Source organism: Olivibacter sp. 47, from assembly GCF_030372825.1.
Classification (GTDB): domain Bacteria; phylum Bacteroidota; class Bacteroidia; order Sphingobacteriales; family Sphingobacteriaceae; genus Olivibacter; species Olivibacter oleidegradans.
The window spans coordinates 1,668,420-1,694,492 of the sequence record NZ_JAUCNR010000001.1 but is presented as its reverse complement, the minus strand read 5'-3'; the positions used below and the strand labels follow the sequence as shown (position 1 = coordinate 1,694,492).

The following is a 26,073-nucleotide window of genomic DNA, read 5'->3' as shown; positions in this document are numbered from 1 at the left end:
AAAATGTCTTGCATTTGCAAATCCGGAGAAAAGAGCGCTTACAAGCGGGGAAGACGATAGAGAGGAGATGTATTATATGAAAAGCAGTGTCAATTTTCGCTAAACCCGGATTTGAAAGAGTTAGTAGAGCCGTTTCGTTAATTGCTCTTCTACGGCACGAAAGACTTGAATTGGTTTATGGTTACGCCAGCTCATTTCGTCTAGGTGGCCGCCAAAATTGATAAAATAATCGATGTTTGAATTTTTGAATTCATCAATTACGTGGTGTCTGAAGTTAAGTCCTGCAATCCAGCCATCCTCTATTTCCTGAAACCATTCTTCATAATAGCAATCATCCGAAGCGTGGAAATTCAATATGTTTTCACCTATGAGAATAAATTTGTTAATTCCTTGCGCAATCATCAGTTCGATAACTTCTCTTTTAAGTAACATGATGTCGTTGTTAATGGCATCATTCCATTCGCCAATCATTTCAATGATCGCATATTGATGATCATAATCAGCAAAAAGTATCTTCAGATACAAGGTGTTGGAACCGAAGTAATCCCATTGGGGATGTAATAGAAAATTATAAATCTGCTTATCGAATTCAAATTCGTTATACTCGGTACCGTAAAAGGGCGAAAGTTCATCTTCTGATGCGACGTAGTCGTCTCGCCAACGATAAAAGGGTTCAATCTCGTGCATTGTTTGTTCAGTGTTTTGCCAATAAAGAACTTTTCTTCTGTAATAAATATTTTATTGACTGGTGTATGTTAACGGAGTAGTTTAACAGGCTTGTTAAAAGACAGTCCAATAATGCAAATATTCTACACAAAATTAGATAAAATTGCTTTGATATACAATAAGACGCTGCGAGCTGAAGTGTTGTCTTGATAAGGACCTAAGACGCCTGCCTGCCGGCAGGCAGGTAAGTAGCAGGACATAGGACAATAGATATAGGTGATAGAATAATATAGTCTTGATACTTAAGTCTTGATACCTGATACCTATATTCACTTGTGCTATAAACTCACATATTTATGCTATTAAAACAACTAAAATGCTAAAGCGAAATCCCTGTAAAATCCTCCCTTTCTGTTAGAATTTTCTTTATTATAGTTAACTTAGCAGCACTAAAACACTATGAGTCCCGAAACTAGAAAAAACTTACTAACCGCTGCCACTTATGCCGGGGTGCTTTTCGTAGGTTTATTGTTGGGGCAAAGTTTTGTGGATGAGGAGTCAAAAAATTCTTCCGGAATTCTACCCTCCGTTTTGGTTGATAAAAGTGGCAAGCTACAACGATTGATCCAAGTTGTAAATGACCGGTATGTAGACGTAGTGGGCATCGATACTCTTCAGGATTTTGCGATTAAGCAAGTTTTATCTCATCTGGACCCACATTCAACCTATATGCCGCCTAGCCTTGCAAAGGCGATGGGAGAAGAACTGAATGGCAGTTTTGATGGTATAGGCTTAGAATACTATCGCCTTCGCGATACACTTATGATTACGGCATTGACGCCTAATGGTCCTGCAGAGAAGGCTGGTGTGGAAATAGGCGACAAGCTAATAGGTGTGGATGATAAACCTATTTCCGGTGTAAATATGAAAGAACAGGAGGTTGCGGCAAGAGTTCGGGGAAAAAGAGGCAGTACGGTTAATCTCTGGATCAATCGAAAGGGGGTCGATTTAACGGAACCGATTAAAGTAATCCGCGACAAGATCATCGTAAGTAGCATTGATGCAGCTTATATCATTGACACGGCTATTGCTTATATCAAAATTAAGCGTTTTGGTGCGCAAACGGCCAGTGACTTTAGAAAACATATAAATCGAATGAAGCAATACGGTGTGGATAAGCTCATTATCGATTTAAGGGAAAATGGTGGGGGCTATTTGCGTGCCGCAACGGCTTTGTCAAGCGAATTTTTTAAAGAAAAGAAGTTGTTGGTTTATACGCAAGGAGCTCACGAACCCCGAACTGAATATTATTCAAAAGGGGATGGTGTTTTTGAAGAAGGTGAGCTTGCCATTTTAATCGATGAACGTTCCGCATCGGCCAGTGAAATTGTGGCAGGAGCTGTACAAGACTTAGATCGAGGTATCGTTGTTGGTAGACGTTCTTTCGGAAAAGGACTTGTTCAAGATCAATTTGATTTTGACGATGGTTCAGCCATTAATTTAACGATTGCGAGATATTATACCCCATCTGGTAGGAGTATCCAAAAATCCTATAAAGACGGGTTGGAAAAGTATTTTAACGAAATCAATCGGAGGTACATTTCCGGAGAACTGACCCAGAATGAAAACACTAGTCCACTTGATACGTCCTTATTAAAAGGAATGCTTTATCATACAAGTTCGGGTCGCCCTATTTATGGTGGTGGGGGCATTATGCCGGATATTTACGTGCCGATCGATACGCTGGGTGCCAATAGCTTCTATAAAAAAGTGCTGAAGACTAACCTGATAAATGATTACGTTTATAGCCGGCTGGTTTCAACTCCCGCGGACTTTTCGATTGATCATTTTTTAACTCACTATAGTTTACCAAAGGACACATATAGTAATTTCGTGGAGTTGGCAAGACGTAATGAAATCGAGTTTAATAAAAGGGAAGTTGAGGTCGCTCGTAAACTCATAGAACTCGATATGAAAGCGCTGATAGCGAGGTTTTTCTTCGGGAGTGAAGCCTATTTTAAGATAAAAAACGGGTCAGACCATATGCTCGCACGAACCATAGAAGCGTTGAAACGCTGATTTGTTTTTCGATAACGTTCTCGGTGATTTCCTACTAAATTTTTGCCATTCAGAGCGGTTTCTCATTTTTTGAATAATGCAAAGGGATAAATCCCTTCGTATTACCAACCCTAAGTGAGAAATTATGAAAAGAATCTTGCCTTTTAAAGCCTTTCTGCGAACATTTTTGCAAATATGGATGGTGTTTTTAATGCCTATTGTGGTATGTTCACAGCAACGCGGCAACATAGGGGGCGTCGTTAAGAGTCAAAGCGACGGACAACCAATCCCCGGTGTAAGTGTAAAAGTAAAAGGAGCGAAAACCGGTACCTCTACTGATACCAAGGGAAATTTTAGTTTAGCGGCAAAAGAGGGTGATGTACTGGTTTTTTCTTCCGTTGGTTACCAGTCTAAGGAAGTGCCTATTAGTTCCGATCAAATGCTAAATATCACCTTGGTAGAAGATGCTGCTCAATTAAGCGAAGTTGTTGTTACCGCATTGGGTATAGAACGACAAACACGATCACTAACCTATGCCACCCAAGAATTGAAAAACAATGATCTGACAAACGTTAAAGATCCTGGCGGCAATGTAATGAATGCCCTAAACGGTAAGGTAGCCGGTGCGGTTGTTACGCCCGCGGCCACAGGACCGGGTGGTGCTGTGCGTGTAGTTTTACGAGGTAACCGTTCAATAAGTGGGAACAATAACGCATTGATTGTGGTAGATGGGGTACCCATCGATAATACGATGACCACCGAACAAGGGGGCGGTGGATCGGCAAACACGGTGGCTACACAGCAAAAGAGCTTAAGCAGCGGATATTCAGGAAGTGATGGCGGTGCAAGTATCAATCCGGAAGATGTAGAATCGGTAACTGTGCTGAAAGGACCGGCTGCGGCGGCACTTTACGGAAGCCGCGCTGCAAATGGCGCCCTCATGATCACGACTAAGAAAGGTAAAGAGGGAGCTGTACGCCTTAATTACAGTGGAGGCGTGGCAATAGATAAGCCTATGCTGTTAATGGATCTACAGAACAGTTTCGGTAGGGGTAACGGTGGTGTGTTCGGAGCGGATGCGGCCGGAAGTTGGGGTGCACCTACGCAAACATATCCAAATAATGTTCGTGATTTCTATGATACCGGAACGACACTGAATAATTCGATAAGCGTTTCAGGTGGTACCGGAAAGATGCAAGGTTATGCTTCTTATACCAATAACATTATCACCGGTATTATTCCAAAAAATCGATTGGATAGAAATACGCTGAATTTACGCTTAAACAATGAAATACTTCCCGGGCTGACGACAGATATCAAACTTACCTATGTCAATCAAAAAATAAAGAATAAACCCCGATTAGGGGACAACGGTGTAACGAATGAGGCGCTCATTATGCCTCGGGACCTATCTCCGGAAGAGTTAAGGGATTTTGAAACCATCAATGAGGAAACACTACAACCACAACCAAAATATTGGACAAACAGTTCCTTTTTTCAAAATCCTTATTGGGACATCTATCGCATGTCTTTAAACGAAGAACGCAATCGTATCATGTTGGTTGGATCCGTTAAATATCAATTGACCGATTGGTTGTTTGCCCAGGGGCGCTTTAGTTTAGATCGGTACGATGATAAAATAACAGGTTCTTTTTATGCCGGAACGCTTCCTATTCCAACGCTTACCGGCGGCAGGTATCAGGAGAACAATGTGAATAGGTGGGAACGCAATATAGACTTCCTCTTATCGGGAACGAATAAAATTGGAGCTGATTTTGGAGTGAACTATAACATTGGTGCAGCAGTCTTGAACAATAGCGGCTATAATACGCAGGCTCTGGCGAATGGATTGCGTATACCGAACATGTTTGATTTAAATTTTGCGAGCACACCTGCTTTCAGTAACATAGTGGCAAAGAAGGAAATCCAGTCGGTTTACGGAAGTGCGCAATTGAATTATAAGGAACAACTATACCTGGATGTCACTGCAAGAAACGACTGGTCGTCCACACTGCCCGCGCCTCATAGTTATTTTTATCCATCTTTTGGGTTGTCGGGTCTGCTTTCTGAGATGATTCAGCTCCCATCATGGGTGAGTTATGCTAAGGTGAGAGGAGCTTATACACAAGTGGGAAATGATGCGGATCCTTACTTGCTTCAACAGACCTATTCTTATAGTCCGGGCGCCGGTAGTGGTTTCGTAGCACGTGATCAGATTAAATATATTGATAACTTGAAACCCGAAAAAACAAAGGCATGGGAAATCGGTACTGAGTGGCGATTTTTTGATGGGCGATTAGGTTTGGACGCTTCCGTCTATAAAACGAATACCGTAAACCAATTAATCTTTATCGGACTTCCTCAACCATCTGGCTACAATAATCAGTATGTTAATGTAGGTGATATTCAGAATAAAGGTATGGAATTGATGTTAACGGGTAATCCAGTTAAAAAGGAAGGATTTAATTGGAATACGACCGTGAATTTTGCGCTGAATCGAAATAAGGTGTTATCTTTACTTCCAGGAATTGAGCAAGCGAGCATTTCCCCTTCAACCAATTTTGGGAGCTTATTAATCAAGCCCGGGGGAGCCTATGGGGATATTTATGGCTATAAGTGGGCAAGAAATGAGGATGGACAGTATCAAATCAATGCGAATGGTCTTCCTGTCGTAGAGCAATTGCAGAAGATCGGAAATTTTAATCCCGACTACACGTTAAGCTGGTTGAACCAGTTCGATTACAAACAATTTAATTTCTCCTTTATGGTTGACGGTCGTGTTGGTGGTACCGTTGTTTCGGGAACAGATGCTATGTTAGCCTATTTTGGTTTAGGTGATTATACGACCGCTTACCGGGATGGCGGGCTAGTTTTAGCAGGTGTTCATGCAGATGGAAGCCGGAATACGACCGCTATATCCGCTGAACAACTTTGGACTCAGGTTTCGCAGGGAGGTACAAATGCCTACGGTGAATTTTTCACCTATGATGCTACCAATTTCCGACTTCGAGAACTCTCTGTAGGTTATACGTTGAACATGAAACGATCTCCTATTAAAACGGCTCGTTTTTCATTGACGGCTCGGAATTTGTTCTTTTTTTATCGCGGGAAATCAAAGCTCGATATTCCGGGTATTGGAAAAAGAACCTTGCCGGTTGACCCCGAGGTAGCCATAGGAACTAGCAACTTTCAGGGTATTGAAAGTGGGATATTACCGTCCACACGCAGCTTCGGGTTTAATGTAAATCTATCTTTCTAATCATCAAAATCTGCAATTATGAAACCGAGAAGTAAATAATATTGACATACAGTACAATTATTATTTACTCGAGTTCTCATCAGCAATTAAAAGAAATAATACGATGAAAATAAGAGCTATCTATATAGTCGCATCCATTTGGTTACTGGCAATAGCAGGGTGTACCGGCGACTTCGACGAAATTAATACCAATCCTTCCAAACTGACCGAAGCCGGTGCACGTGAGCTTCCTTTTATGTTTTCGAGAGCACAATCGGCAGCAACCATACATCGCCCTTACTATCAGACGATATCGATCCTAATGCCGGACTTGTACGCGCAGTACTATGCGCTCACAACGCCAGTTTCACTACCGATCGATATGCCATGAATGATGGCTGGCTTTCCCGACCTGCTATTATTACCTACGTTCTTACGATGCCTCAACTTCAGGCAATCTTTGATAATACAGAACCGAGTTCGGGGGAATATGCTTTGGCCAATATCATGAAAGCCTATGTTTTTCATAGATACACCGATCAATATGGACCTGTTCCTTATTTTAAAGCCGGTAGTACGGATAGTAGCATTCCCTATGATTCGCAAGAAGCAATCTATGATGACCTATTTAAGCGACTTGATTCTGCCGTCACCAATTTAAAGAACGGTACAGCAACGAATATCTTTGGTAGTCAGGACTTGATCTATGGTGGCGATGTTGCCAAATGGATTCGATTTGCGAATACATTACGATTGCGAATGGCTATGCGTATATCCAAAGTGGCTCCCGACCGGGCAAAACAAGAAGCGGAAGCTGCGGTTGCCGGCGGTGTCATGGTAGCTAATAGTGAAACCGCCAGCATCGAACGCTCATTAAATGGAGACGATGCCAATGGCTTGGCCTTTAATGCAGCAAACAATGAATTTAGCATGAGTTCTACCATGGCGTCATACTTAAAGGGCTATCAGGATCCTCGGCTTCCTGTTTTTTTTCAAGCAGCGGTGGCCACCGGAGAATTTAAAGGACTTCGTAATGGGTCCTCACCGACGGCAATCAATCTGCCGGGAAACAGGCCTAATCAGACTTCAAACTTAGGCCTGAAATGGGTTCAACGGAATACGGATAATACGGCATGGGTTGCGCAATTAGGTGCAAGGCAAGAGGTAATGGCAGCCGCGGAAGCATATTTTTTATTAGCCGAGGGGGTATTGAATGGATGGAATATGGGAGGTGGTACGGCGCAAAGTTATTATGAAAAAGGAATCGAATTAAGCCTGCAACAATGGGGTATTAATGATGCATCCACAATCAATGCTTACATACAAAGTGATGCTCGACCTATGGCACCGGGTGATGAGGCAAATTCGCAAGCAGTGAGTGAAATACCGGTTCGCTGGGCCAACAACGAAGCTATGCAGCGAGCACAGATTGCTACACAAAAATGGCTGGCCGTGTTTCCGGATGGGATAGAAGCTTGGGCAGAGTTCAGGCGCACGGGCTACCCTACGATGTATCCGCTTTTACAATCGGATAACGCCGATTTGCCGGTGGGGACATTTATTAAAAGACTGCCATACTCGTCAGTGGAGGCTTCCACAAATGGTGCAGCCTTAGCAGAAGGGAAGAAGTTATTAGGAGGCCCTGATAACGCCGCTACCCGTGTATGGTGGGATGTGGATTAATGATCAAATTAACGAAAGGTGATAATATCAATGCGTCAGCAAGTGCAAGTTCCCGCGGTATTTGAAGAAAAGGAAGCAGCGAATGATTATATCCTGGAACATTATCGGGACTTGGCATCGCGCGCGTCTAACCATTGCTTGTCTGCAAATAAAAGAAAAGAATGGAAGGACATTGCGCCGGCTCTAAGGCAAAAGGTCATTAAAGAAGCTAACCTAAGTTTTTTCAAAACCTTAGACTTTGATGTGAAAGAAACGGCCAAAATTGAGCGGTCAACTTTTCATATCAAAAATATTGCCTTTCAGACCAGACCGTCTGTTTATGCTACTGCGAATCTATATCTGCCAAAAATAGAAGGGCGGTTACCGGCAATTTTAGTTGCCCACGGACATTGGGCCGGAGCAAGAAATGCTGGCCTATTTCGTCAAGTGGCACTTGGTTTAGTAAACGCCGGTTATATTGTATTGACCATGGATGCTTGGGGGGCCGGCGAACGGGGCAGCGTGGCGCATCAAGAGGAATATCATGGTGGCAACTTAGGTGCATCCCTATTTAATATAGGAGAAACCTTAATGGGCATGCAACTGACCGACAATGTGAGAGCGTTGGATTTTTTGTGCTCGCTCCCCATGGTAGATACACAGCGAATAGGTGTTACCGGCGCAAGTGGGGGAGGAAACCAGGCCATGTGGTTAGCGGCTTTAGATGAGCGCATTAAAGCAGTTGTTCCCGTAGTAAGTGTGGGGACCTTTGAATCTTATGTGATGAATAGTAATTGTGTTTGTGAGCTATTGCCAAATGGCTTGACTTTTTTGGAAGAATCACATGCGTTAGGATTGATAGCACCCAGGGCACTTAAGGTATTGAGCGCATTAAGAGAAGATAATCCCTCCTTTTATCATAGTCAGATGCTACATTGTTATAAAGATGCAGAAGCGATATATGCTAAATTGGGAGCAAAAGAGAAGTTGGCATATGAATTATTTGATCAAGAACATACCTATTCAGTAGAAATGCTTCGAGCCGCTGTCGATTGGTTTGATCTTCATTTAACAAATAGTAGAAAACAGGTGCATAGAATGGAAGATGCGATTAGCAAAGAAATCGATCAGGAAGTATTGATAACCTACCATCATGCGAGGCCGGTATTTGTGGAAACTACTGAACATTTTTGTCGTGAACGAGGATCGATCTTACACAGCAAAAGTTTATTGGATGAGGCATCGATTCCGGATAAGCTTAAAGAACTAGAGGATGTACTTGGACACATTGAGGACAAAAAGCTTAGACAGATTATAAAAAAAGGAAAAGAAGGGCTGTGGCAAAAAGTCGTTTTGGAATGCACCAATAACCAGAAAATACCTTTGCTTTTATATGAGCCGGCCAAGGGCCGTACCACATCTTGTAAAGTATTCTTTCATGGGGAGGGAAAAGAAGCAATTCCTCTTCAACTACTAGAGCAGGCCTTCGAGGAAGGGAGCACGTTACTATTAGTAGATCTTTGGGGTTTAGGTGAACAAGGGTCGCCTGCAGCGTTAAAATTAGACGAACATCTGCCTCCTTTCCATACATTGGCACGCTCGGCTTTATGGTTGGGACGAACCGTGCTTGGCGAGTGGTTCTCGGATATACAAGTCGTATATAGATGGCTAATCGATCAGCAATTTGGATCATTGACCTTTGTCTGTTTTAAAGAACCAAGTGTAGCGGCGCTACTTTTCTCCACGATGCACAATTTGAAATCTTTAGTGCTTTATGACTCGCCTTATAGCTATATTTTTGATAGTAGAGAGGGCGTAGATTATTATAATATGTCTATTCATCTTCCGGGTGTCCTTTACTGGGGAGATATCATGACGATGGCCGGTTTAAGTAAGGCGGAGGCCATAGAATTTGTTCGTGCTCGAAGTATGTCGGGTAGGTTGATTGACCTTGAAACAAAACAGCAGTTGGAGAAAGAAATAGCTGTTTTGAAGGCAAGATGGGATCAGGAACATAATATCAATTTTATCATTAACTAATGTTAAATACTAAAATAATATGAAAAGTAACCGTAGAGATTTTTTAAAATATGCAGGGATAACGGGCCTTGGTGTAGTGGGTGGAACAGGTTTAAGTGCATGTAATGATAAAGATGGTTCGAAAGCAAAGGAGGAAGATGGGGCATTGATGCACATTCTAAAAGCGAGTCAAAAAGATCATCACCAAACATTCAATATGTGTGGCTATGCAGCGCCTAAGATGAATGTTGTACGAATTGGATTCATAGGTGTGGGAAATCGAGGAGGTGCGGCAGTTGAACGTATTAGTAGGTTGGATGGTGTAGAGATTAAAGCGATATGTGACATACGTCCCGAGCAAGCAAAAAAAGCGAAGGATCGTATTCAATTTCCCGGGCATGAAGCCACTTTGTATCATGATGGTGCCGAAGCTTGGAAGCATGTGTGCGATCGGGATGATATAGATCTGATTTATGTTTGTACGCACTGGGCTCTTCATACACCGGTTGCAGTTTACGCAATGGAACATGGAAAACATGTAGCGGTCGAGATTCCTGCAGCAACTACTGTTGAAGATTGTTGGAGACTGGTAGAAACATCGGAGAAAACGAAGAAGCATTGTATGATGCTTGAAAACTGTTGTTACGATTTCTTTGAATTGTTAACGCTCAATATGGTTCGGCAAGGTTTCTTCGGGGAACTCATTCATGGTGAAGGGGCGTATATACACGATATTTTAGATAGTTTTTTTGATAAAGACGCTAGATGGAATCTCTGGCGTTTACGGGAGAATGCAAAACGGAACGGTGATCTATATCCGACACATGGTATAGGTCCTGTTTGTCAGGCAATGGATATAAATCGCGGAGATTATTTGGACTATATGGTGTCTATGTCGTCCCATGATTTTCTCTTGAAGCCTTTAGCCGAAGAGAAGGCTAAGGAGGATTCAAGTTTTAAAGAATTCATCAACAGTCCTTTTAGGGGAAATATCAATACGAGTACTATACGGACAGGGAAGGGACGGACCATTATGCTGCAACACGATGTGTCATCACCAAGACCGTACTCCCGTATCCATCTATTGAGTGGAACAAAGGCGACGGCACAAAAATATCCACTACCCGGCAAGATTGCTACAAGCCATGAAGGGTGGTTAGAAGACAAGGAAATGAAGTTGCTGGAAGAAAAGTACACGCCTCCCATCGTGAAAAAGATAGGCGAATTGGCGAAAAAAATCGGTGGACATGGAGGAATGGATTTTATGATGGATTGGCGTTTGATCGACTGCCTCCGAAATGGTTTACCGCTAGATATGGATGTTTACGATGCAGCGAGCTGGAGTGTTATCGGTCCTTTGAGCGAATGGTCAGTAGCAAACGGAAGCAAACCCATCCGTATACCGGATTTTACTTCCGGCAAGTGGAAGGAAAATCAACCCTTAGATATGTCGTTAGCGGAAGGAGCAACAACGGGCGCAAGGGTTTAGTATTGGTAATGGATACAATCATAACATATGTAGAAAATAAAAACTATGGATATTCGTATATTAAAAGACCCAAGGGAACTGGGGCAGGCTGCCGGGAAAGAAGCTGCCAAATTAATTAATGAAGCGATTAATGAGAAGGGATTTGCTAATATAATTTTAGCAACAGGTACCAGTCAATTTGAAACGATTAATCAGTTGATAAAAGAGCAGGTGGACTGGTCAAAGGTTACAATGTTTCATTTAGATGAATACATTAATCTACCGATCAGTCACCCTGCCAGTTTTCGGAAGTACTTGAAGGAGCGCTTTCTTGCTCATGTTCCGTCGCTGAAAGCGGCTTATTTAATTGACGGAGAGTCGGATTCGGGCGAGGTACGAAAAGAACTGAACGACTTGATTCGTCAACATCCGATTGACGTGGCCTTGGTAGGGATTGGGGAAAACGGGCATTTGGCATTTAATGACCCACCAGCTGATTTTGATACGGAAGAGCCTTATTTGGAAGTTATCTTGGACAAGCAATGTCGGATGCAGCAATTAGGAGAGGGCTGGTTTAACTCGCTTGATGAGGTGCCCTCAAAGGCTATCAGCATGTCGGTGCGGCAAATCTGTAAGTCAAAGCATATCATTTGCTCAGTACCGGACGCCAGAAAAGCGCAAGCCGTTAAAGATAGCGTTGAACAAAATGTTAGCAATGCTTATCCTGCCAGTATTCTACAGAAACATGCTAGCTGTTCGTTATATCTAGACGAAGCAGCTGCAAGTTTATTAAAATAAGTAGGATTTTCGCTTTAAGCTCTTTGTGTCGACTCTCTGACGATTAATTCTGCAGGTAGTATAATCTCCTGACAAGGAGTTTGCTTTTTAGTTATATGTTTTAAAAGCAATTCACAACTTATGAAGCCGATATCAAAAGCGGGTTCAGCGACCGTACTGATACTTGGACTTACTAAACAGGAAATAGGATCATTGGTGAAACCGATGATCCCTATTTCTTTTCCAATTGTTATACCCTGCTTCTTCAGGGTTATACTTGCTCCGACAGCCTTTCTGTCGTTTACGGCGAAAATAGCATTCGGTTTCATGTTTTTTGCCAACTGTAGCAATTCCATCGCGTCTGACTCACCACATTCTTGTGAAAAACCGGAAGCGATAATCCACTCTTCTCTAATGGGTAGACAATGTTTTTTTAAGGCGTCAAGGTAGCCTGTTAGCCGCTTTTCCGTTAATGGAAGATTTCTGGGGCCGGCGATATGTGCTATTTTGGTGTAGCCTTGCTCAACCAAATGACTGGTGGCAAGAAAAGCTCCATTGTAGTCATCTTGTACCACCTTGGAAGTTTCTACCTTTTCAATTACTCTATCAAAGAATACAATAGGTATTTTATTACGAAGAAGGTGCTGTAAGTGATCGCCGGTTTTACAACAGGTAGAAATTAAAAGGCCGTCTAAATTCGCAATAGAAAGATTGTTGATAATTGCCAGTTCTCGCTCCGGCGAATCGTTTGTTACATAAAGTACGATATTATACCCATTATTATAGGCGGCTTCTTGTATGCCTGTAATAACTGTAGAAAAATAGTAATTAGTTATAAATGGCAACACAATGCCGATATTGTGGGATTTTCCGTTAGCTAAGCCCATGGCATTAAAGTTCGGTTTGTAGTGTAGGGCGGTTGCCATTGCTTCGACCTTACTTTTGGTTTCCAAACTTACGTCATGGGCATCTCGTAGTGCCCTCGAAACGGTTGAAACAGATATATTCAGTGCCCGAGCTATATCCTTTATTGTTACGAGATTAGACATGTTGATAAAAAATAAGCTTTCGGTTTTCGAGGAAAATACCAACGCTACCGATAAATAGCCTCAGTTTTAATCTCAATTGGTCTGCCCGATAAAGATAATGATAATCTGCTTACATACCAATAAAACGATAGAATAGCCTTATTTTTGTCGGAAAAATATCTGAATCGGTACGCCGGTGAAATCGAAATGCTCACGTAATTTATTTTCGATAAAGCGTTTATATGGATCTTTAATATATTGCGGGAGATTACAGAAAAAAGCAAACATAGGTGATCGTCCTGTAATTTGCGTAACATATTTGATTTTGATGTACTTTCCTTTAGTTGCTGGGGGTGGATAATTCTCGATAATGGGAAGCATAACATCGTTCAGCTTCGAAGTCGGGATTTTTTTATACTTATTCTCGTAAACCTTTGTTGCTACTTCTATTGCTTTAAAGATCCGTTGTTTTTCGATAACAGACGTAAAGACAATGGGATAATCCGTGAATGGAGCCGTTTTATTTCTGATCTCCTCTTCAAATCTTTTAAGGGTTTTATGATCCTTGTCTACTAAATCCCATTTGTTTACGAGCAACACAACACCTTTTTTGTTTTTTTCTGCTAAATGGAAAATATTTACATCTTGTGATTCTAGTCCTTCAGTCGCATCGATCATAAGAATAACAACGTCCGCTTCTTCTAATGCTTTAATGGTACGCATGACCGAATAAAACTCAATATTCTCCTTCACTTTTGTTTTTCGACGCAGTCCGGCGGTGTCTATTAACATGAATTCGTGCCCAAATTGATTGTAGTGAATTTGTATTGAATCTCGTGTTGTCCCGGCAATAGGCGTTACGATATTGCGTTCTTTGCCTATTAAGGCATTAATGAAGGATGATTTGCCGACATTAGGCCGACCAACAATTGCATATTTGGGTAGGCTGCCTTCCTCTTCCTGCACTTCGTCAAAGTGTTTTACGACTTCATCCAATAGTTCGCCGGTGCCTGAACCGGTCATGGAAGAAATATTGTAGATTTCGCCTAGTCCTAAAGCATAGAAAGTGGACGCATCCGTATGTAGTTGATGGTGGTCAACTTTATTGACAACGACAAAAACGGGTTTATTTGAGCGACGTAATAGATGCGCTATATCGTCATCCAAATCGGTGATTCCGACAGTTACATCAACCATGAATAAAATGACCGATGCTTCTTCAATGGCTATTAACACTTGTTCTCGGATAGCAGCTTCGAAAATGTCCTCGGACCCATGCACATATCCGCCTGTATCAATGACCGTAAAAGTTTTTCCCACCCATTCAGCTTGACCATAATGCCGATCGCGAGTTACCCCGCTCATGTCATCCACGATTGCTTTTCTACTTTCTGTTAAACGATTATATAATGTTGACTTGCCAACGTTTGGTCGGCCGACTATGGCAATGATATTAGACATTTTGTTCCCTTTATCCCTTAAGTGTTGTTTCCCATCTCTCCGATTTTGACGAGAGACGTCTCATAAAGCCGCAAAGTTAAGGATAAGGATTGACATTGTTAGGCTATGATGGATATATTGTATGATCAAGTAGCAAGACATAAGTACAAGGCAACAGGACATAGGTGTCGGGTAGCAAGACGACTATATTGCTCTATCACATATCTTGTAGTCTTATGTCTTGCTACTTATGTCCTTTAATTGTGTCAAGGTAGTATAAGCTCTTAATAAACTTAAAGGCGGTATCGTAGACAGATTAGTCTGCCGATTGCATTCGCAAAGTCACTATCTAAGCCAGCTCCTTTGAATACCCATGTGCGGCCCTCCCGCTCGATAACATAGGTGTTTTCATCCAGCAAAATTTCAATCTCATTAGTTGAGGCGGTGATTTTCGTTGGTTTAATTACCCTAAAATAATAATCGAGGTGTTGGTAGGTAATTCTAAATAGTTGACCCTTATTATTTAATATGTCTTCTGTGTGATTGCTTTCCATAATCTATCCGTGTGGCTAAAATACGAATATTGGCGAATAAAAGAGCACAAGTTTTTGCAGTTTTTTTCGCACGGTTTTGGAACGTTTTTTCTCGCTTGAAGCTCATTTATTTAGCCTTTGACTTTTTTGAACTTACCTTATTTTTTTGCCGAGCAAGAGGAGTGGTATGGTAGTTTTAAAAGCCAGTTTTTTCGTAATACTTTTGTGGAATAAATCCCTGAAGAACCCGTAGCTTTTTCTTACAGAAATAATCAGATCTATATCATGTTCATTTGCAAAGTGAATAATCGCTGAGGCCGTATCTTCGTGATCAATATAGTTATATGTCGGATTCAAATCATCCAGTAACTCGTGAAGCTTGTATTGCTCAGGTATAGTGTCGGCAATTGGTTCAGATGCGGTGGGTTGTATGTTAAGGATATGAAGCTTTAAGCTGAGGGTACTAACAAAATGACGGATATGTTCCAGGGGAAGTGTGTCTTCCGTGTGTTTCAAATCGCAAGCAAGAACGGCCTGTTTCGGCGGACTGAACGTGTGTGTGGCAGGTACGAGTAGTACGGGCGTGCTGATTTCTTTAGCTACAGTTAGGGCATTACTCCCCATTAATACTTGTTCAAGATTACTTTTGCCTGTTGTGCCAATCACAATTAATTCTGTTTGATTTTCCGCAATCATTGTTTCAATGCCTGAAACCAATGTCTGGTCATTTGCTTCCGATTTTATACTGATTGATTTTGGGGTAATTTTTTTGAGCGCTACCCGTAGTTCCTCCAGTGCAATTAATGATTTCTCACGCTGTGTTTGAAGTTGCTGTCGGTTAGGAATTGGAATGTCTGTTGTTACATACAATTCATTATCGTATGAATGATAAATAATGAGGGTGTCAACAAGGAGACTTGCGCTTAGATGAGCAGCGTAACATGCTGCAGCATATGCTGCTTTTGAAAAATCCGTTGCTATAATGATCGACTTCATAATACATAGCATTGGTATACTATAAAGTTACGGAAAAATCGCGGGAATCAACAGTATTTTTGAAAAATAGCAGAAACGAAAAGAACCCTAAATAAAAAAGGAGATGTTTTACACCTCCTTTTTTATTTGATCGCAAAGCTTAATGCGATACTACGCTATCAATTATTTCGTTAAGTGTTGCACTCGGACGCATAGCTCTTGAGGCCAGCGTATCGTCAGGCGCATAATATCCTCCTATATCTACCTTTTTGCCTTGAGAAGCGTTTAGCTCTTCATTAATTTTGCCTTCATTACTAATTAGCTTTTCTGCCAAATCAGCAAACTGTGCTTTCAGCTCAGTGTCCTGATCCTGTGCAGCTAATGCTTCGGCCCAGTATAAAGCTAAATAGAAGTGGCTCCCCCGGTTATCAAGTTCGCCGGCCTTTCTAGATGGTGACTTTTGGTTATCTAAAAGTTTGCCGGTTGCTTGGTCTAAGGTATCTGCAAGCACAAGGGCTTTAGGGTTGTTATAATTTGTTCCTAGATGTTCTAGTGAAACAGCGAGTGCAAGGAATTCACCTAATGAATCCCATCGTAAATGGCCTTCGTCCAGGAATTGCTCAACATGTTTTGGAGCAGATCCACCGGCCCCGGTTTCAAAGAGCCCGCCACCATTCATTAAGGGGACAATGGATAACATTTTTGCACTCGTTCCAAGCTCAAGGATTGGAAATAAATCCGTCAAATAATCGCGAAGCACATTGCCCGTTACAGAAATTGTATCTTGTCCTGCTTTAACTCGTTCTAATGTGAACTCAGTTGCTTTAACAGGTGATAATATGCGAATGTCTAAGCCTGTAGTATCGTATTCAGGTAAATAAGCATTTACTTTTTTGATAAGCTCGGCATCGTGTGGGCGCTCCGCGTCTAGCCAAAATACAGCAGGTGTTTCAGAGGCGCGTGCACGTGTTACAGCAAGCTTTACCCAATCGAGAACAGGGGCATCCTTTACTTGGCACATTCTCCAAATGTCACCCGTTTCTACCTCATGGCTTAATAAGACGTTTCCTTTGGTGTCAATGACTTCAACTTTACCATCCCCGGTAATTTCGAAGGTCTTATCATGCGATCCATATTCTTCCGCTTTTTGTGCCATTAAACCAACATTGGGAACCGTACCCATAGTCGCCGGATCGAAAGCACCATTTTTCTTACAGAACTCGATGGTTGCATCATAAACTCCTGCATAGCTACTGTCAGGAATAACCGCTTTGGTGTCTTGAAGCTTACCGTCAGCATTCCACATTTGCCCTGAACTTCTGATCATGGCAGGCATGGATGCATCAACAATTACATCGCTCGGAACATGAAGATTGGTTATTCCCTTGTCTGAATTGACCATAGCAAGGGCAGGACCATTAGACAATATGTTCTGTATCGCGTTGTTTATTGCTTCTTTTTTGTCGCCGGGAAGTTTATCTATAGCGCTTAATACATCCCCTAAACCACTGTTTGGATTGGCTCCAACAGCTTTAAGATCTTCACCGTATTGCGCGAAAACATCCTTAAAAAAACTTTTTACCGCATGTCCGAAAATAATCGGATCGGAAACTTTCATCATCGTTGCCTTCATGTGTAGCGAGAATAAAACTCCCGTTGCTTTAGCGTCAGCGATTTGGGCATCCAAAAAAGACAAGAGTGCTTTCTTGCTCATAACGGTAGCGTCGATAATCTCGCCTGCCAATAAATGCGTTTTCTCTTTCAGTACGGTTTGATTCCCTTGTTTGTCCGTGAAAATTATTTTCACGTCCGTTTCTTCGTTAATTGTTAACGATTTCTCATTATGACGGAAATCACCGCTACTCATGGTTGCGACGTGCGACTTTGAAGCGGCACTCCAGGCTCCCATGCTATGAGGATGCTTTTTTGCGTAGTTTTTTACTGCCTTTGGTGCACGGCGGTCTGAATTTCCTTCCCTTAATACCGGATTCACCGCACTTCCTTTTACTTTGTCGTATTTCGCTTTAATATCCTTTTCTTGGTCGTTTTTGGGTTCTTCGGGATAATCAGGTAATTTATAGCCTTTTGCTTGCAACTCTTTGATAGCTGCTTTTAATTGAGGAACAGAGGCGCTAATATTAGGAAGCTTAATGATATTGGCTTCCGGTTGAGTTGCTAATTCGCCTAATTCGGTTAATGCGTCAGAGACTTTCTGCTCTTCAGTAAGAAATTCCGGAAGGACGGCGAGGATTCTGCCGGCCAAAGAAATATCTCTGGTTTCTACATCAATGCCGGATGATGCTGTAAAAGCTTTAACAATTGGAAGTAGAGAGTAAGTTGCTAAAGCAGGAGCTTCATCGGTTTTGGTGTAGATAATCTTGGATGTATTTGACATAATATACTTAAATTTTTACTTTTTGAAACTAAAGCTTGCTCGTGTTACACTTACACGTATGCGGAGCACAAACTTATGTAAATTGCTTTTATTATGCAATTTAAAAGATGAATGTAGGTAGGGATTTAATAAGGGAGAATAAGGGAAGCCAAAATAAAAAAGCCGACCAAAATTTTGATCGGCTGTAGTAGCGGGGACACGACTCGAACGTGCGACCTTCGGGTTATGAGCCCGACGAGCTACCAACTGCTCCACCCCGCAGTATATTTTATTTTAAAATTGCTTTCCTACTGCTGAAAAACAATATTTGTTTTCGTTTGATTGGAGTGCAAAGATATATTTTGTTTCTTTGCTGTGCAAATAAAATTAAAAAAAAATGTCACACAAAGCTGGATTTGTAAGTATAGTAGGGAAGCCAAACGCTGGTAAGTCAACCTTAATGAACTCATTAGTAGGCGAGAAGATGTCCATTGTTACACCTAAAGCACAAACAACGAGGCATCGTATTTTGGGTATTGTAAATGAGGAAGATTACCAAATTGTGTTTTCAGATACACCCGGTGTTATCAAGCCTGCCTACAGTTTACAAGAATCCATGATGAATTTTGTTCACGGATCGTTAGTGGATGCTGATATTATTCTTTTTGTTACTGATATTAACGAAAAGTATGACGAAACAGATGTGATAGAAAAACTACAAAAAACAGATTCGCCGGTGGTTGTCTTAGTAAATAAGATCGATAAATCAAACGAAGACGATGTAAAGGCGAAGATAAACTACTGGCAAGAGACACTAAATCCGACCGCCATATTTGCCATTTCTGCTCTTTTAGGACATAATATTCAGGCTGTTTTCCAGTTTGTGCTGGAGCATTTACCGGTTCACCCCCCTTTTTATGAAAAAGACGAACTCACTGATAAATCGGAGCGTTTTTTTGTGTCTGAAATGGTTCGGGAAAAAATTTTTAAATTGTATGAAAAGGAGATTCCTTATAGTACAGAGGTAATTGTCACATCATTTAAGGAGGAGGAACAATTGGTCAGAATTAGTGCAGAAATCATTGTTGAGCGTGATTCACAAAAAAATATCATTATCGGTACGGGGGGGAGTATGATCAAGAAAGTGGGCACCTATGCACGACAAGACATTGAAGAGTTCTTGCAGAAAAAGGTTTTTTTAGAGCTTTTTGTAAAGGTAATTTCAGACTGGCGAAGCAAGAAGAATTACCTTAAGCGCTTTGGCTATGAGCAATAGAGGGTGACAAGTTGCGTTGAATAGACCATCGATTCCATTATTACAATTAGGGAATCGATGGGTTAAGCTACACTTTCCTCAAACTCTTGAAAACGAGTAGCAGGCTAGCGAACATTAATAAGGCCGCGAAAGAAAAAGGTGCTCCCGGAAAATATATCGGTGCATTAGCGCCTGCAAATCTGGCGAATAAAAAGGTCATAATCGGTGGTCCGATAATAGCGCCCATACTCATTAAACTCGTTAAGCCGCCTTGTAATTCACCTTGCTCATTATCCGGTATCTGGTTGGATAAGAAACCTTGAAGCGCAGGATTGGCAATCGCGCCTAAGGCATAAGGGATAAGGAAGGCGTACATCATCCAACTTTGGCTAGCAAAAGCAAATAACGTTAAGCTAATCGTATAGAGCATTATGCCAATAACGATGGCACGTTTTTCTCCCAGTTTAGGTAACAAAATACGAGTTAAACCTGCTTGAACAACGGCAAAAGCCACCCCCATAAAACCAAGAGAATAACCAATTTCCTGTTCGTTCCATTTGAATTTTTCGATCGTAAAAAACGACCATATACTTTCCATGGAGTGGCCTGCAATGTTGATTAGCAGCAAACTAAGTATGAGTCCGGCAACTGCGGGAAATTTACTTAGATGTTTGAAGGAACCGATTGGGTTAGCACGAGACCAATCGAATGGACGTTGATTTTCTTTTTTTAAAGACTCAGGCAAAACAAAGAAGCCGTACAATAAATTTAGAAAACTAAGCAGCCCTGCTACAAGAAAGGGGGCATGTGTACCATATTTTCCTAGTAGTCCTCCTATAACGGGTCCGATAATAAAGCCAACACCAAAAGCTGCACTGATTAAACCAAAGTTTTGTGCGCGTTTTTCAGGACTGCTGATATCGGCAATATAGGCAGAAGCGACGGTATAGCTGGCGCCCATAGCGCCAGCTATAATGCGGCCTAAAAATAACCACCAGATAGTAGGAGCGAAGGCCATCAAAAGACAATCCATCCCGAATCCAAAGAGCGATAAAAGAAGGATAGGACGTCTGCCATACCGATCACTTAAGTTGCCCATGATAGGAGCACATATAAATTGCATCATCGCATAGGCAAAGGTGAGCCAACCGCCGTATTCAGCTGCTATGCTTATGTCGGCGTGAATCAGGTTGGAGATCAGTTTCGGTAAAACAGGGTAAATTAGGCCAATTCCGGTGATGTCAATAAGCACCGTAATAAAAATAAACGCAAAAGCTGCGCGAGAAGTAGATTTCATTTAATATAGTAAGTTATAGCAGATATGCGTTTCTCTTTTCTAGTAAACGCTAAACGTAATAAGTGAATAGATAGGGTAAAACATTTGTTCCTATCCGTACAAACTCATACCAAAGTTTGTTTATCGAAGGGGAGTTGCTATCATAATGATGCAAAAATAGCTAAAGATTTGTAGTGGCAAAAATAATTGACAAATTTCTTCCACTACAATACTTTATATAAAGGTTGTATAACACGAGAATCGTGCTTTGAGCGCAAATACTACCTCCGAGGTGCCGCCGGGGAGGTAGTATACTTAAAATTAAAATTTTGCTTCGTCTGCGCTAGGGCCGTAGCTGCCCGGAATGGGAATATTCAGTAGCCTTAAGTAAACTCCAAGCTGTGCACGATGATGGGAAGTTTGACTGAATGCAAGCCGTATCATGCCATATTTAGTACCATCCCATAATATATTCTCTGCCTGACGTAAAACCCATCTTTTTTCAAGATCCTCCAAACGAACCTTATTAAGTGCCTCGTTGCCTTGTTGAAGGGATGCTTCAAACATGGATAGTAATTCTTCATTGTTAGCGCAGGATTTAGGACTATATCCGCTGACAGCGAAATCCAATTCGTCGGTGTCGACAGCCAAAGCAATCCAAGAAGGTAATTCAGCAATGTGAACCGCAAGATGTTGCATTTTCATACTTTTTTCGTGCGGGGCCCAGTCGTATTTGTCTTCGGGGATAAGTTTCAGAAACTTCCTAGTGGTTTCCGCTTCACCTATCAATTCTTGTTTTAATGCTTTTATCAAGTCCATAATATTCTGTTTTTTGAAACAAAGAAAGAATGTATATTGACAACCCTATGTCAGTATACTTAAATCATTTGTTATTTATTTTCAGTAAGCAGCATTTTAGCTAAACGGTCGTCCCGGTCGTAAATGTCTTTTCTAAAGTTAATCTTTCCCTCTCGATCAATGAACGCAGTAAAGTAAGCAATAAAGACCGGAACCGTTTTCTTTAAGGTTACGTATTTTTCTTTTCCTGCATGCATGGCTTTATAGATGGATTCCTTATTCCAGGTTGAATCAATTCTTAGAAGGAAATTGGCTAATTTCTCCGGCTCGCTTACTCGGATGCAACCATGGCTAAAGGCTCTGCTGGACTCGTTGTACAAAGATTTTGCAGGACTGTCGTGCAGATAAATATTATAACTATTCGGGAATAGAAATTTTACCAAACCTAGCGAGTTTTTGGGGCCGGGCTTTTGCCTGATATTAGGTAATCCACCGCTTTTTCCTGTGATTTCCATATTATGTTTAGCAATATAGTTACGATCTCTCCGCATGCCGGGGAGTATTTCGTTCTTTACGATACTGGGTGGCACATTCCAGTAGGGGCTGAAAACAACATATTTTACGTCACCGTGAAAGATAACGGTTTTATGCATGGCTTTGCCCACCACTACGTTACAGCTCCAGAGCAAACTATCTGCATGATAGACGTGCAATTTGAATTCGGGAATATTGACGGCCAAATAATCGGTTTTTAGACTTACCGGTAGCCATCGACTGCGCTCCATATTCACGGCTATCTGCTTTAAGCGCGCTGCCGGAAGTACATTAAGCTCATTAATGGTACCGCTTCCAATTGCACCATCAGGACGTAATCCATGTCGGGATTGAAAAGATCTCACACCGGAAAATAGTGTACTATCGTATAAATTGGTGAGCGTATCTCCTTGATAATCGCCTAAAAGAAATAATCGTGTCTTTATCTGTCTAAGGACGGTGGATGAATCTCCGATTTTGTAACTTTTCTTGTCTGCGATAACAGGATTCCATTTGTGTTTGGCCGCTAATTCCCTATATTTCTTCAGGTATCCTCGTAGTTGTTCGTACTGCCGGTATACAGGCTCGATAGAGGCGCCTGTTTCATTAACAGGATGTTTTAGGAGACTATCCAAATAGTCGGAATAAGATACTCTTTTCTTAGGAACAAACCAATCGTTCGCTTTCACATTGGCGTCATCCATGCCCTGCCAAGCGACATCGGCAAAGAGGAAGTACTGCGATGTGAGCATGAATTCCAGTTCCTCATTGGTTATTTTAGTTCCTTTATGCTGACTGTATGCGTCTATCAACGAATCCAAATGTTTACTATATGGAAGTTCCCCATCAATCCCTTCGTCTTTTAGATTAAGCATCCTGTCAGTTAAATTTCCTGCTTGTTCAATGAGCCCTTTATCATCGAACCAAGCGAAATGATAGTTCCTGTTCCGGTAAAACTTCCTTACCTTTTCTTGGTAGGGACCTAGATTTTTATACGCATTAAAGAATGTATCTAATCGTGCGCTATCAAAACTTAGTTCAGTTTGCTCGCTGAAATTTCCCGGTATGGTTTTATTCCACTCTTTTAAAGCTTTTTTATGCAATGAATCAATGGGATTTTTTTTCTTTTGCTCGGTGCCTTGATTACATCCAGACCACAAAGCGGATAACATGAATAAGTAGAGTAGCGTTTTTTGAAGGTTCATATATTGCTTATTTAGGATTAAAAACTGATTTCTATCATGCGGTTTTCTCCTGTAAAGTCATAAATCTCATCGAAGATATCTAAAAAAATATTTCTTATAAAGTAAAGAAATATTTCAAACATAATAGGGGGCCAAATTGTTGGAGGAGAGGTTCTGATTACCATGATCGAAATAAAGCAAACATCAGGTATATACACGTTGCTAAATAAGCAGATTCTTCCTCTATCGATCGACGAAGCTTGGTCTTTTTTTTCTGCGCCGAAAAATTTAACTAAGCTTACCCCTACAACGATGAATTTTGAAATCACCAATGGAGAGTACGACGAGATTTATGCAGGACAGATCATCACATATATGGTTTCGGTTCTGCCCGGAATGAGAACGAAATGGGTGACTGAAATCACGCATGTTTTAGCAAAAACTTACTTTGTAGACGAACAACGATTCGGACCTTATGCGTTATGGCATCATGAACACCACTTTAAAGAGACGGACAAAGGTACCCTGATTCATGATAAAGTAGTGTATAAGCTTCCGTTAGGGACAGTGGGCCGGTTTGTAGCAGGAAGGTTTATAGAAAGTAAATTGCGCACGATCTTTGGCTATCGCGAAGCTTTTTTGCATCGCAATTTTGTGCAGCTTAATGCTTGATAAGTATTAAATGGTTTACACGGTCACATGGTGATGGTTTGGCTGCTACTTTCCAATCGACTTTAAGTATTGCATTTGCTGAAAAACGATTAAAAATTAAAGTTTTTTAAACAAAATAGTTTGGATAAGCGTAACCTAATATACATTTATTATATTAAAAACATGTATTATGGGAACACTTAATGAAAGAAAAATTGCGATTTTAACGGAAGATGGGTTTGAGGAGGTTGAATTGACCAGTCCGAAGGAAGCGTTGGTAAAGGCGGGAGCAACTGTTCACATTGTCTCTCCAAAAGCAGGAACGGTGCGAGCAAAAGAAGGCGATGAATGGACGGGAACATATCCGGTTGATAAAAATCTAAAAGAAGTATCCGCTTCGGATTATGACGGACTGCTTTTGCCGGGCGGCGTTATCAATCCCGATAAGTTACGCACTAATCCGGACGCGGTTCAGTTCGTTAAAGATTTTTTTGTAGCGGGAAAACCAGTTGCTGCCATTTGCCATGGCCCGCAGACATTAATCGATGCCGAAGTGGTAGAGGGTAGGAGAATGACTTCAGTAGCTGCTATTAAAAAAGATTTAATCAATGCAGGCGCTCAGTGGGAAGATAGCGAAGTGGTTACCGATCAGGGCTTGGTCACTAGCAGAACCCCGAAAGATTTACCGGCTTTTAATGGTAAAATCGTGGAAGAATTTGCAGAAGGCAAACATGAAGGGCAGCACGCATAGTTTTGGGGGAGTATCCCCCATTATTCAATCATTGTAATTCTTGTTCTGGCGAAGGCTTCGGGGAAGTTTGTACGGATATATTTTACCATTTCTTCTCGTACATAACATCTTAGATCGAATGCATCCCCTGAGTTTCTACAGCTCATTAAACATCGAATCTCCATTGTTTGCTCTCTTAGATCGGTTACTTGTAACACATTCACTTTGCCATCCCACAGGCGGTTACCCTTCAGCAGTTCGGCAAATTTCTGGCGTAAATTTTCAACTGGAACCAGAAAATCAGTATAGATAAATACAGTACCTAAAATTTCGGCAGTTGTTCGAGTCCAATTTTGAAAGGGTTTCTCGATAAAGTAATTGATTGGCAACACGAGACGACGCTTGTCCCAGATGTTCAAAACTACGTAAGTTAAATTGATTTCCTCGACCTTCCCCCACTCACCTTCAACGATGAGTACGTCGTCCATGCGTATAGGTTGGGTAAAAGCAATCTGGAAACCGGCTAGCAGATTTCCGAGGGACTTCTGAGCTGCAAAACCGACGATAATTCCTCCTATTCCTACACCGGTTAGTAGCCCTGCGCCTATTTTACGCATGCTCTCAAAGCTTAGTAAGATAATGGATATCGTAATGACAACTATGAGCGTTATCAACAATTTTCGAATAAAGACAATTTGCGTACGAATTTTCCGCTCCCGAAGATTGTTTTCTTTACTTATATCAAAACGGTGGTAAAGATAATCTTCGAACACGCGTAACATTCGGATAATAATGATCGCAAAACATAGCGTTATTAGAATCTCTGTTGTTTTAGAAATAACTACGTAGCTAGAAGCATTGAATTTAGTTAATGGAAGTAGGGAACTAAAGGTCAAAAGAGGAATGAAAATGGTGAAAATTTTATTGAAATGACGAATAATGGATCTGAAAATTGAATACGATAGTTCTTTTTTTGACTGTTGTTTAGCTAAGGGAAGAAGTATAGACTTCAAAATGATGCCAATGGATATCGAGAACAGAATTACGGTTAAATTCCAAATCCAATCTGGCATTTCTTGTGAAAGGTGTTGCAAATAATCAAGCATTGTATATTCAATTGTATAATAACAGACAATGATAGAACAATAGGTGTGGGTTGGAGTTTTAAATTTCTTCGTTTCTTCTGCTGAAGAGGGAAAGGCCGGTATTAAACAACTCGACTTTGACTGATTAAGCTGACTGAACCGGTGATTAGTTTCTGTTTTTCGAACAGCCAAAATGGATGTAATGACTGATCGCTGCGCGTAGCTGAAGAGCAAAAAATCTTTTGGGTGTTCTGCTGTTGGCTTTAAGTAGAAGAAAGGTAAAAAAAACGGTTTGATTTCCAGTTTGTTGTAAAAAAAGCTG

The 26,073-nt window shown here is 41.2% G+C and carries 20 protein-coding genes and 1 tRNA gene; 10 read left to right on the top strand and 11 right to left on the bottom strand.

Features of this window, described 5'->3' with window-relative positions; all coding sequences use genetic code 11:
* Positions 1 to 120: 120 nt before the first annotated feature.
* Positions 121 to 687, bottom strand: coding sequence for a hypothetical protein (locus tag QT327_RS07545; protein WP_013663688.1), 567 nt, complete (start codon positions 685 to 687; stop codon positions 121 to 123).
* Between the two features lie 438 nt (positions 688 to 1,125).
* Between QT327_RS07545 and QT327_RS07540 the strand changes: the two genes are divergently transcribed.
* The 7 genes from QT327_RS07540 to QT327_RS07510 all read left to right on the top strand — a co-directional run bounded on the left by QT327_RS07540 (position 1,126) and on the right by QT327_RS07510 (position 11,909).
* Positions 1,126 to 2,745, top strand: coding sequence for a S41 family peptidase (locus tag QT327_RS07540; RefSeq protein ID WP_289552515.1), 1,620 nt, complete (start codon positions 1,126 to 1,128; stop codon positions 2,743 to 2,745).
* Positions 2,746 to 2,869: 124 nt separating this feature from the next.
* Positions 2,870 to 5,983: a SusC/RagA family TonB-linked outer membrane protein gene (locus QT327_RS07535; RefSeq protein WP_289552514.1), complete on the top strand. Its 3,114-nt coding sequence runs from the start codon at positions 2,870 to 2,872 to the stop codon at positions 5,981 to 5,983.
* Positions 5,984 to 6,086: 103 nt separating this feature from the next.
* On the top strand, positions 6,087 to 6,353 hold the full coding sequence (locus tag QT327_RS07530; protein WP_289552513.1) for a hypothetical protein: 267 nt from the start codon (positions 6,087 to 6,089) through the stop codon (positions 6,351 to 6,353).
* Complete coding sequence (locus QT327_RS07525; RefSeq protein ID WP_289552512.1) at positions 6,350 to 7,645, top strand: SusD/RagB family nutrient-binding outer membrane lipoprotein; 1,296 nt, start codon at positions 6,350 to 6,352, stop codon at positions 7,643 to 7,645. Before QT327_RS07530 ends, QT327_RS07525 begins: the two co-directional genes overlap by 4 nt.
* A gap of 30 nt (positions 7,646 to 7,675) precedes the next feature.
* The gene (locus QT327_RS07520) at positions 7,676 to 9,664 is read left to right on the top strand and encodes an alpha/beta hydrolase family protein (RefSeq protein ID WP_289552511.1); all 1,989 of its coding nucleotides are present in this window, start codon (positions 7,676 to 7,678) and stop codon (positions 9,662 to 9,664) included.
* 19 nt (positions 9,665 to 9,683) lie between these two features.
* Positions 9,684 to 11,132, top strand: a complete 1,449-nt coding sequence (locus QT327_RS07515) for a Gfo/Idh/MocA family protein (protein WP_289552510.1) — start codon at positions 9,684 to 9,686, stop codon at positions 11,130 to 11,132.
* Between the two features lie 45 nt (positions 11,133 to 11,177).
* A complete protein-coding gene (locus QT327_RS07510) occupies positions 11,178 to 11,909 on the top strand; it encodes a glucosamine-6-phosphate deaminase (RefSeq protein ID WP_289552509.1) in 732 nt (243 codons plus the stop codon).
* Between the two features lie 14 nt (positions 11,910 to 11,923).
* On the opposite strand, the gene QT327_RS07505 is transcribed toward QT327_RS07510, so the two are convergent.
* The 6 genes from QT327_RS07505 to QT327_RS07480 all read right to left on the bottom strand — a co-directional run bounded on the left by QT327_RS07505 (position 11,924) and on the right by QT327_RS07480 (position 18,520).
* Positions 11,924 to 12,937, bottom strand: coding sequence for a LacI family DNA-binding transcriptional regulator (locus QT327_RS07505; RefSeq protein WP_013663681.1), 1,014 nt, complete (start codon positions 12,935 to 12,937; stop codon positions 11,924 to 11,926).
* Positions 12,938 to 13,075: 138 nt separating this feature from the next.
* Positions 13,076 to 14,377, bottom strand: a complete 1,302-nt coding sequence (gene der, locus QT327_RS07500) for a ribosome biogenesis GTPase Der (RefSeq protein ID WP_130858520.1) — start codon at positions 14,375 to 14,377, stop codon at positions 13,076 to 13,078.
* A 272-nt stretch (positions 14,378 to 14,649) separates the two neighbouring features.
* On the bottom strand, positions 14,650 to 14,910 hold the full coding sequence (locus tag QT327_RS07495) for a hypothetical protein (RefSeq protein ID WP_013663679.1): 261 nt from the start codon (positions 14,908 to 14,910) through the stop codon (positions 14,650 to 14,652).
* Positions 14,911 to 15,042: 132 nt separating this feature from the next.
* A complete protein-coding gene (locus QT327_RS07490; protein ID WP_289552507.1) occupies positions 15,043 to 15,885 on the bottom strand; it encodes a universal stress protein in 843 nt (280 codons plus the stop codon).
* Between the two features lie 139 nt (positions 15,886 to 16,024).
* Positions 16,025 to 18,259, bottom strand: a complete 2,235-nt coding sequence (locus tag QT327_RS07485; RefSeq protein ID WP_289552506.1) for an NADP-dependent isocitrate dehydrogenase — start codon at positions 18,257 to 18,259, stop codon at positions 16,025 to 16,027.
* 188 nt (positions 18,260 to 18,447) lie between these two features.
* Positions 18,448 to 18,520: transfer RNA gene (locus QT327_RS07480), tRNA-Met, on the bottom strand.
* A gap of 115 nt (positions 18,521 to 18,635) precedes the next feature.
* On the opposite strand from QT327_RS07480, the gene era reads away from it, so the two are divergent.
* Positions 18,636 to 19,514: a GTPase Era gene (gene era, locus QT327_RS07475; protein ID WP_130858517.1), complete on the top strand. Its 879-nt coding sequence runs from the start codon at positions 18,636 to 18,638 to the stop codon at positions 19,512 to 19,514.
* Positions 19,515 to 19,581: 67 nt separating this feature from the next.
* Here the strand turns inward: era and QT327_RS07470 are convergent, their stop codons facing one another.
* The 3 genes from QT327_RS07470 to QT327_RS07460 all read right to left on the bottom strand — a co-directional run bounded on the left by QT327_RS07470 (position 19,582) and on the right by QT327_RS07460 (position 23,306).
* Complete coding sequence (locus QT327_RS07470; protein ID WP_289552505.1) at positions 19,582 to 20,790, bottom strand: TCR/Tet family MFS transporter; 1,209 nt, start codon at positions 20,788 to 20,790, stop codon at positions 19,582 to 19,584.
* Between the two features lie 300 nt (positions 20,791 to 21,090).
* Positions 21,091 to 21,588 (bottom strand): DinB family protein, encoded by a 498-nt coding sequence (locus tag QT327_RS07465; protein WP_289552503.1) that lies wholly within the window; start codon positions 21,586 to 21,588, stop codon positions 21,091 to 21,093.
* 71 nt (positions 21,589 to 21,659) lie between these two features.
* A complete protein-coding gene (locus QT327_RS07460) occupies positions 21,660 to 23,306 on the bottom strand; it encodes a L,D-transpeptidase family protein (protein ID WP_289552502.1) in 1,647 nt (548 codons plus the stop codon).
* 162 nt (positions 23,307 to 23,468) lie between these two features.
* Here QT327_RS07460 and QT327_RS07455 point away from each other — a divergent pair, with 162 nt between their 5' ends.
* Both QT327_RS07455 and QT327_RS07450 read left to right on the top strand, forming a co-directional pair.
* Complete coding sequence (locus QT327_RS07455; RefSeq protein ID WP_013663671.1) at positions 23,469 to 23,957, top strand: SRPBCC family protein; 489 nt, start codon at positions 23,469 to 23,471, stop codon at positions 23,955 to 23,957.
* Between the two features lie 169 nt (positions 23,958 to 24,126).
* On the top strand, positions 24,127 to 24,687 hold the full coding sequence (locus tag QT327_RS07450) for a type 1 glutamine amidotransferase domain-containing protein (protein ID WP_013663670.1): 561 nt from the start codon (positions 24,127 to 24,129) through the stop codon (positions 24,685 to 24,687).
* 20 nt (positions 24,688 to 24,707) lie between these two features.
* Here QT327_RS07450 and QT327_RS07445 read toward each other — a convergent pair.
* Positions 24,708 to 26,073 (bottom strand): mechanosensitive ion channel family protein (locus tag QT327_RS07445; RefSeq protein WP_289552501.1); only part of this gene is annotated, 1,366 nt, incomplete at its 5' end.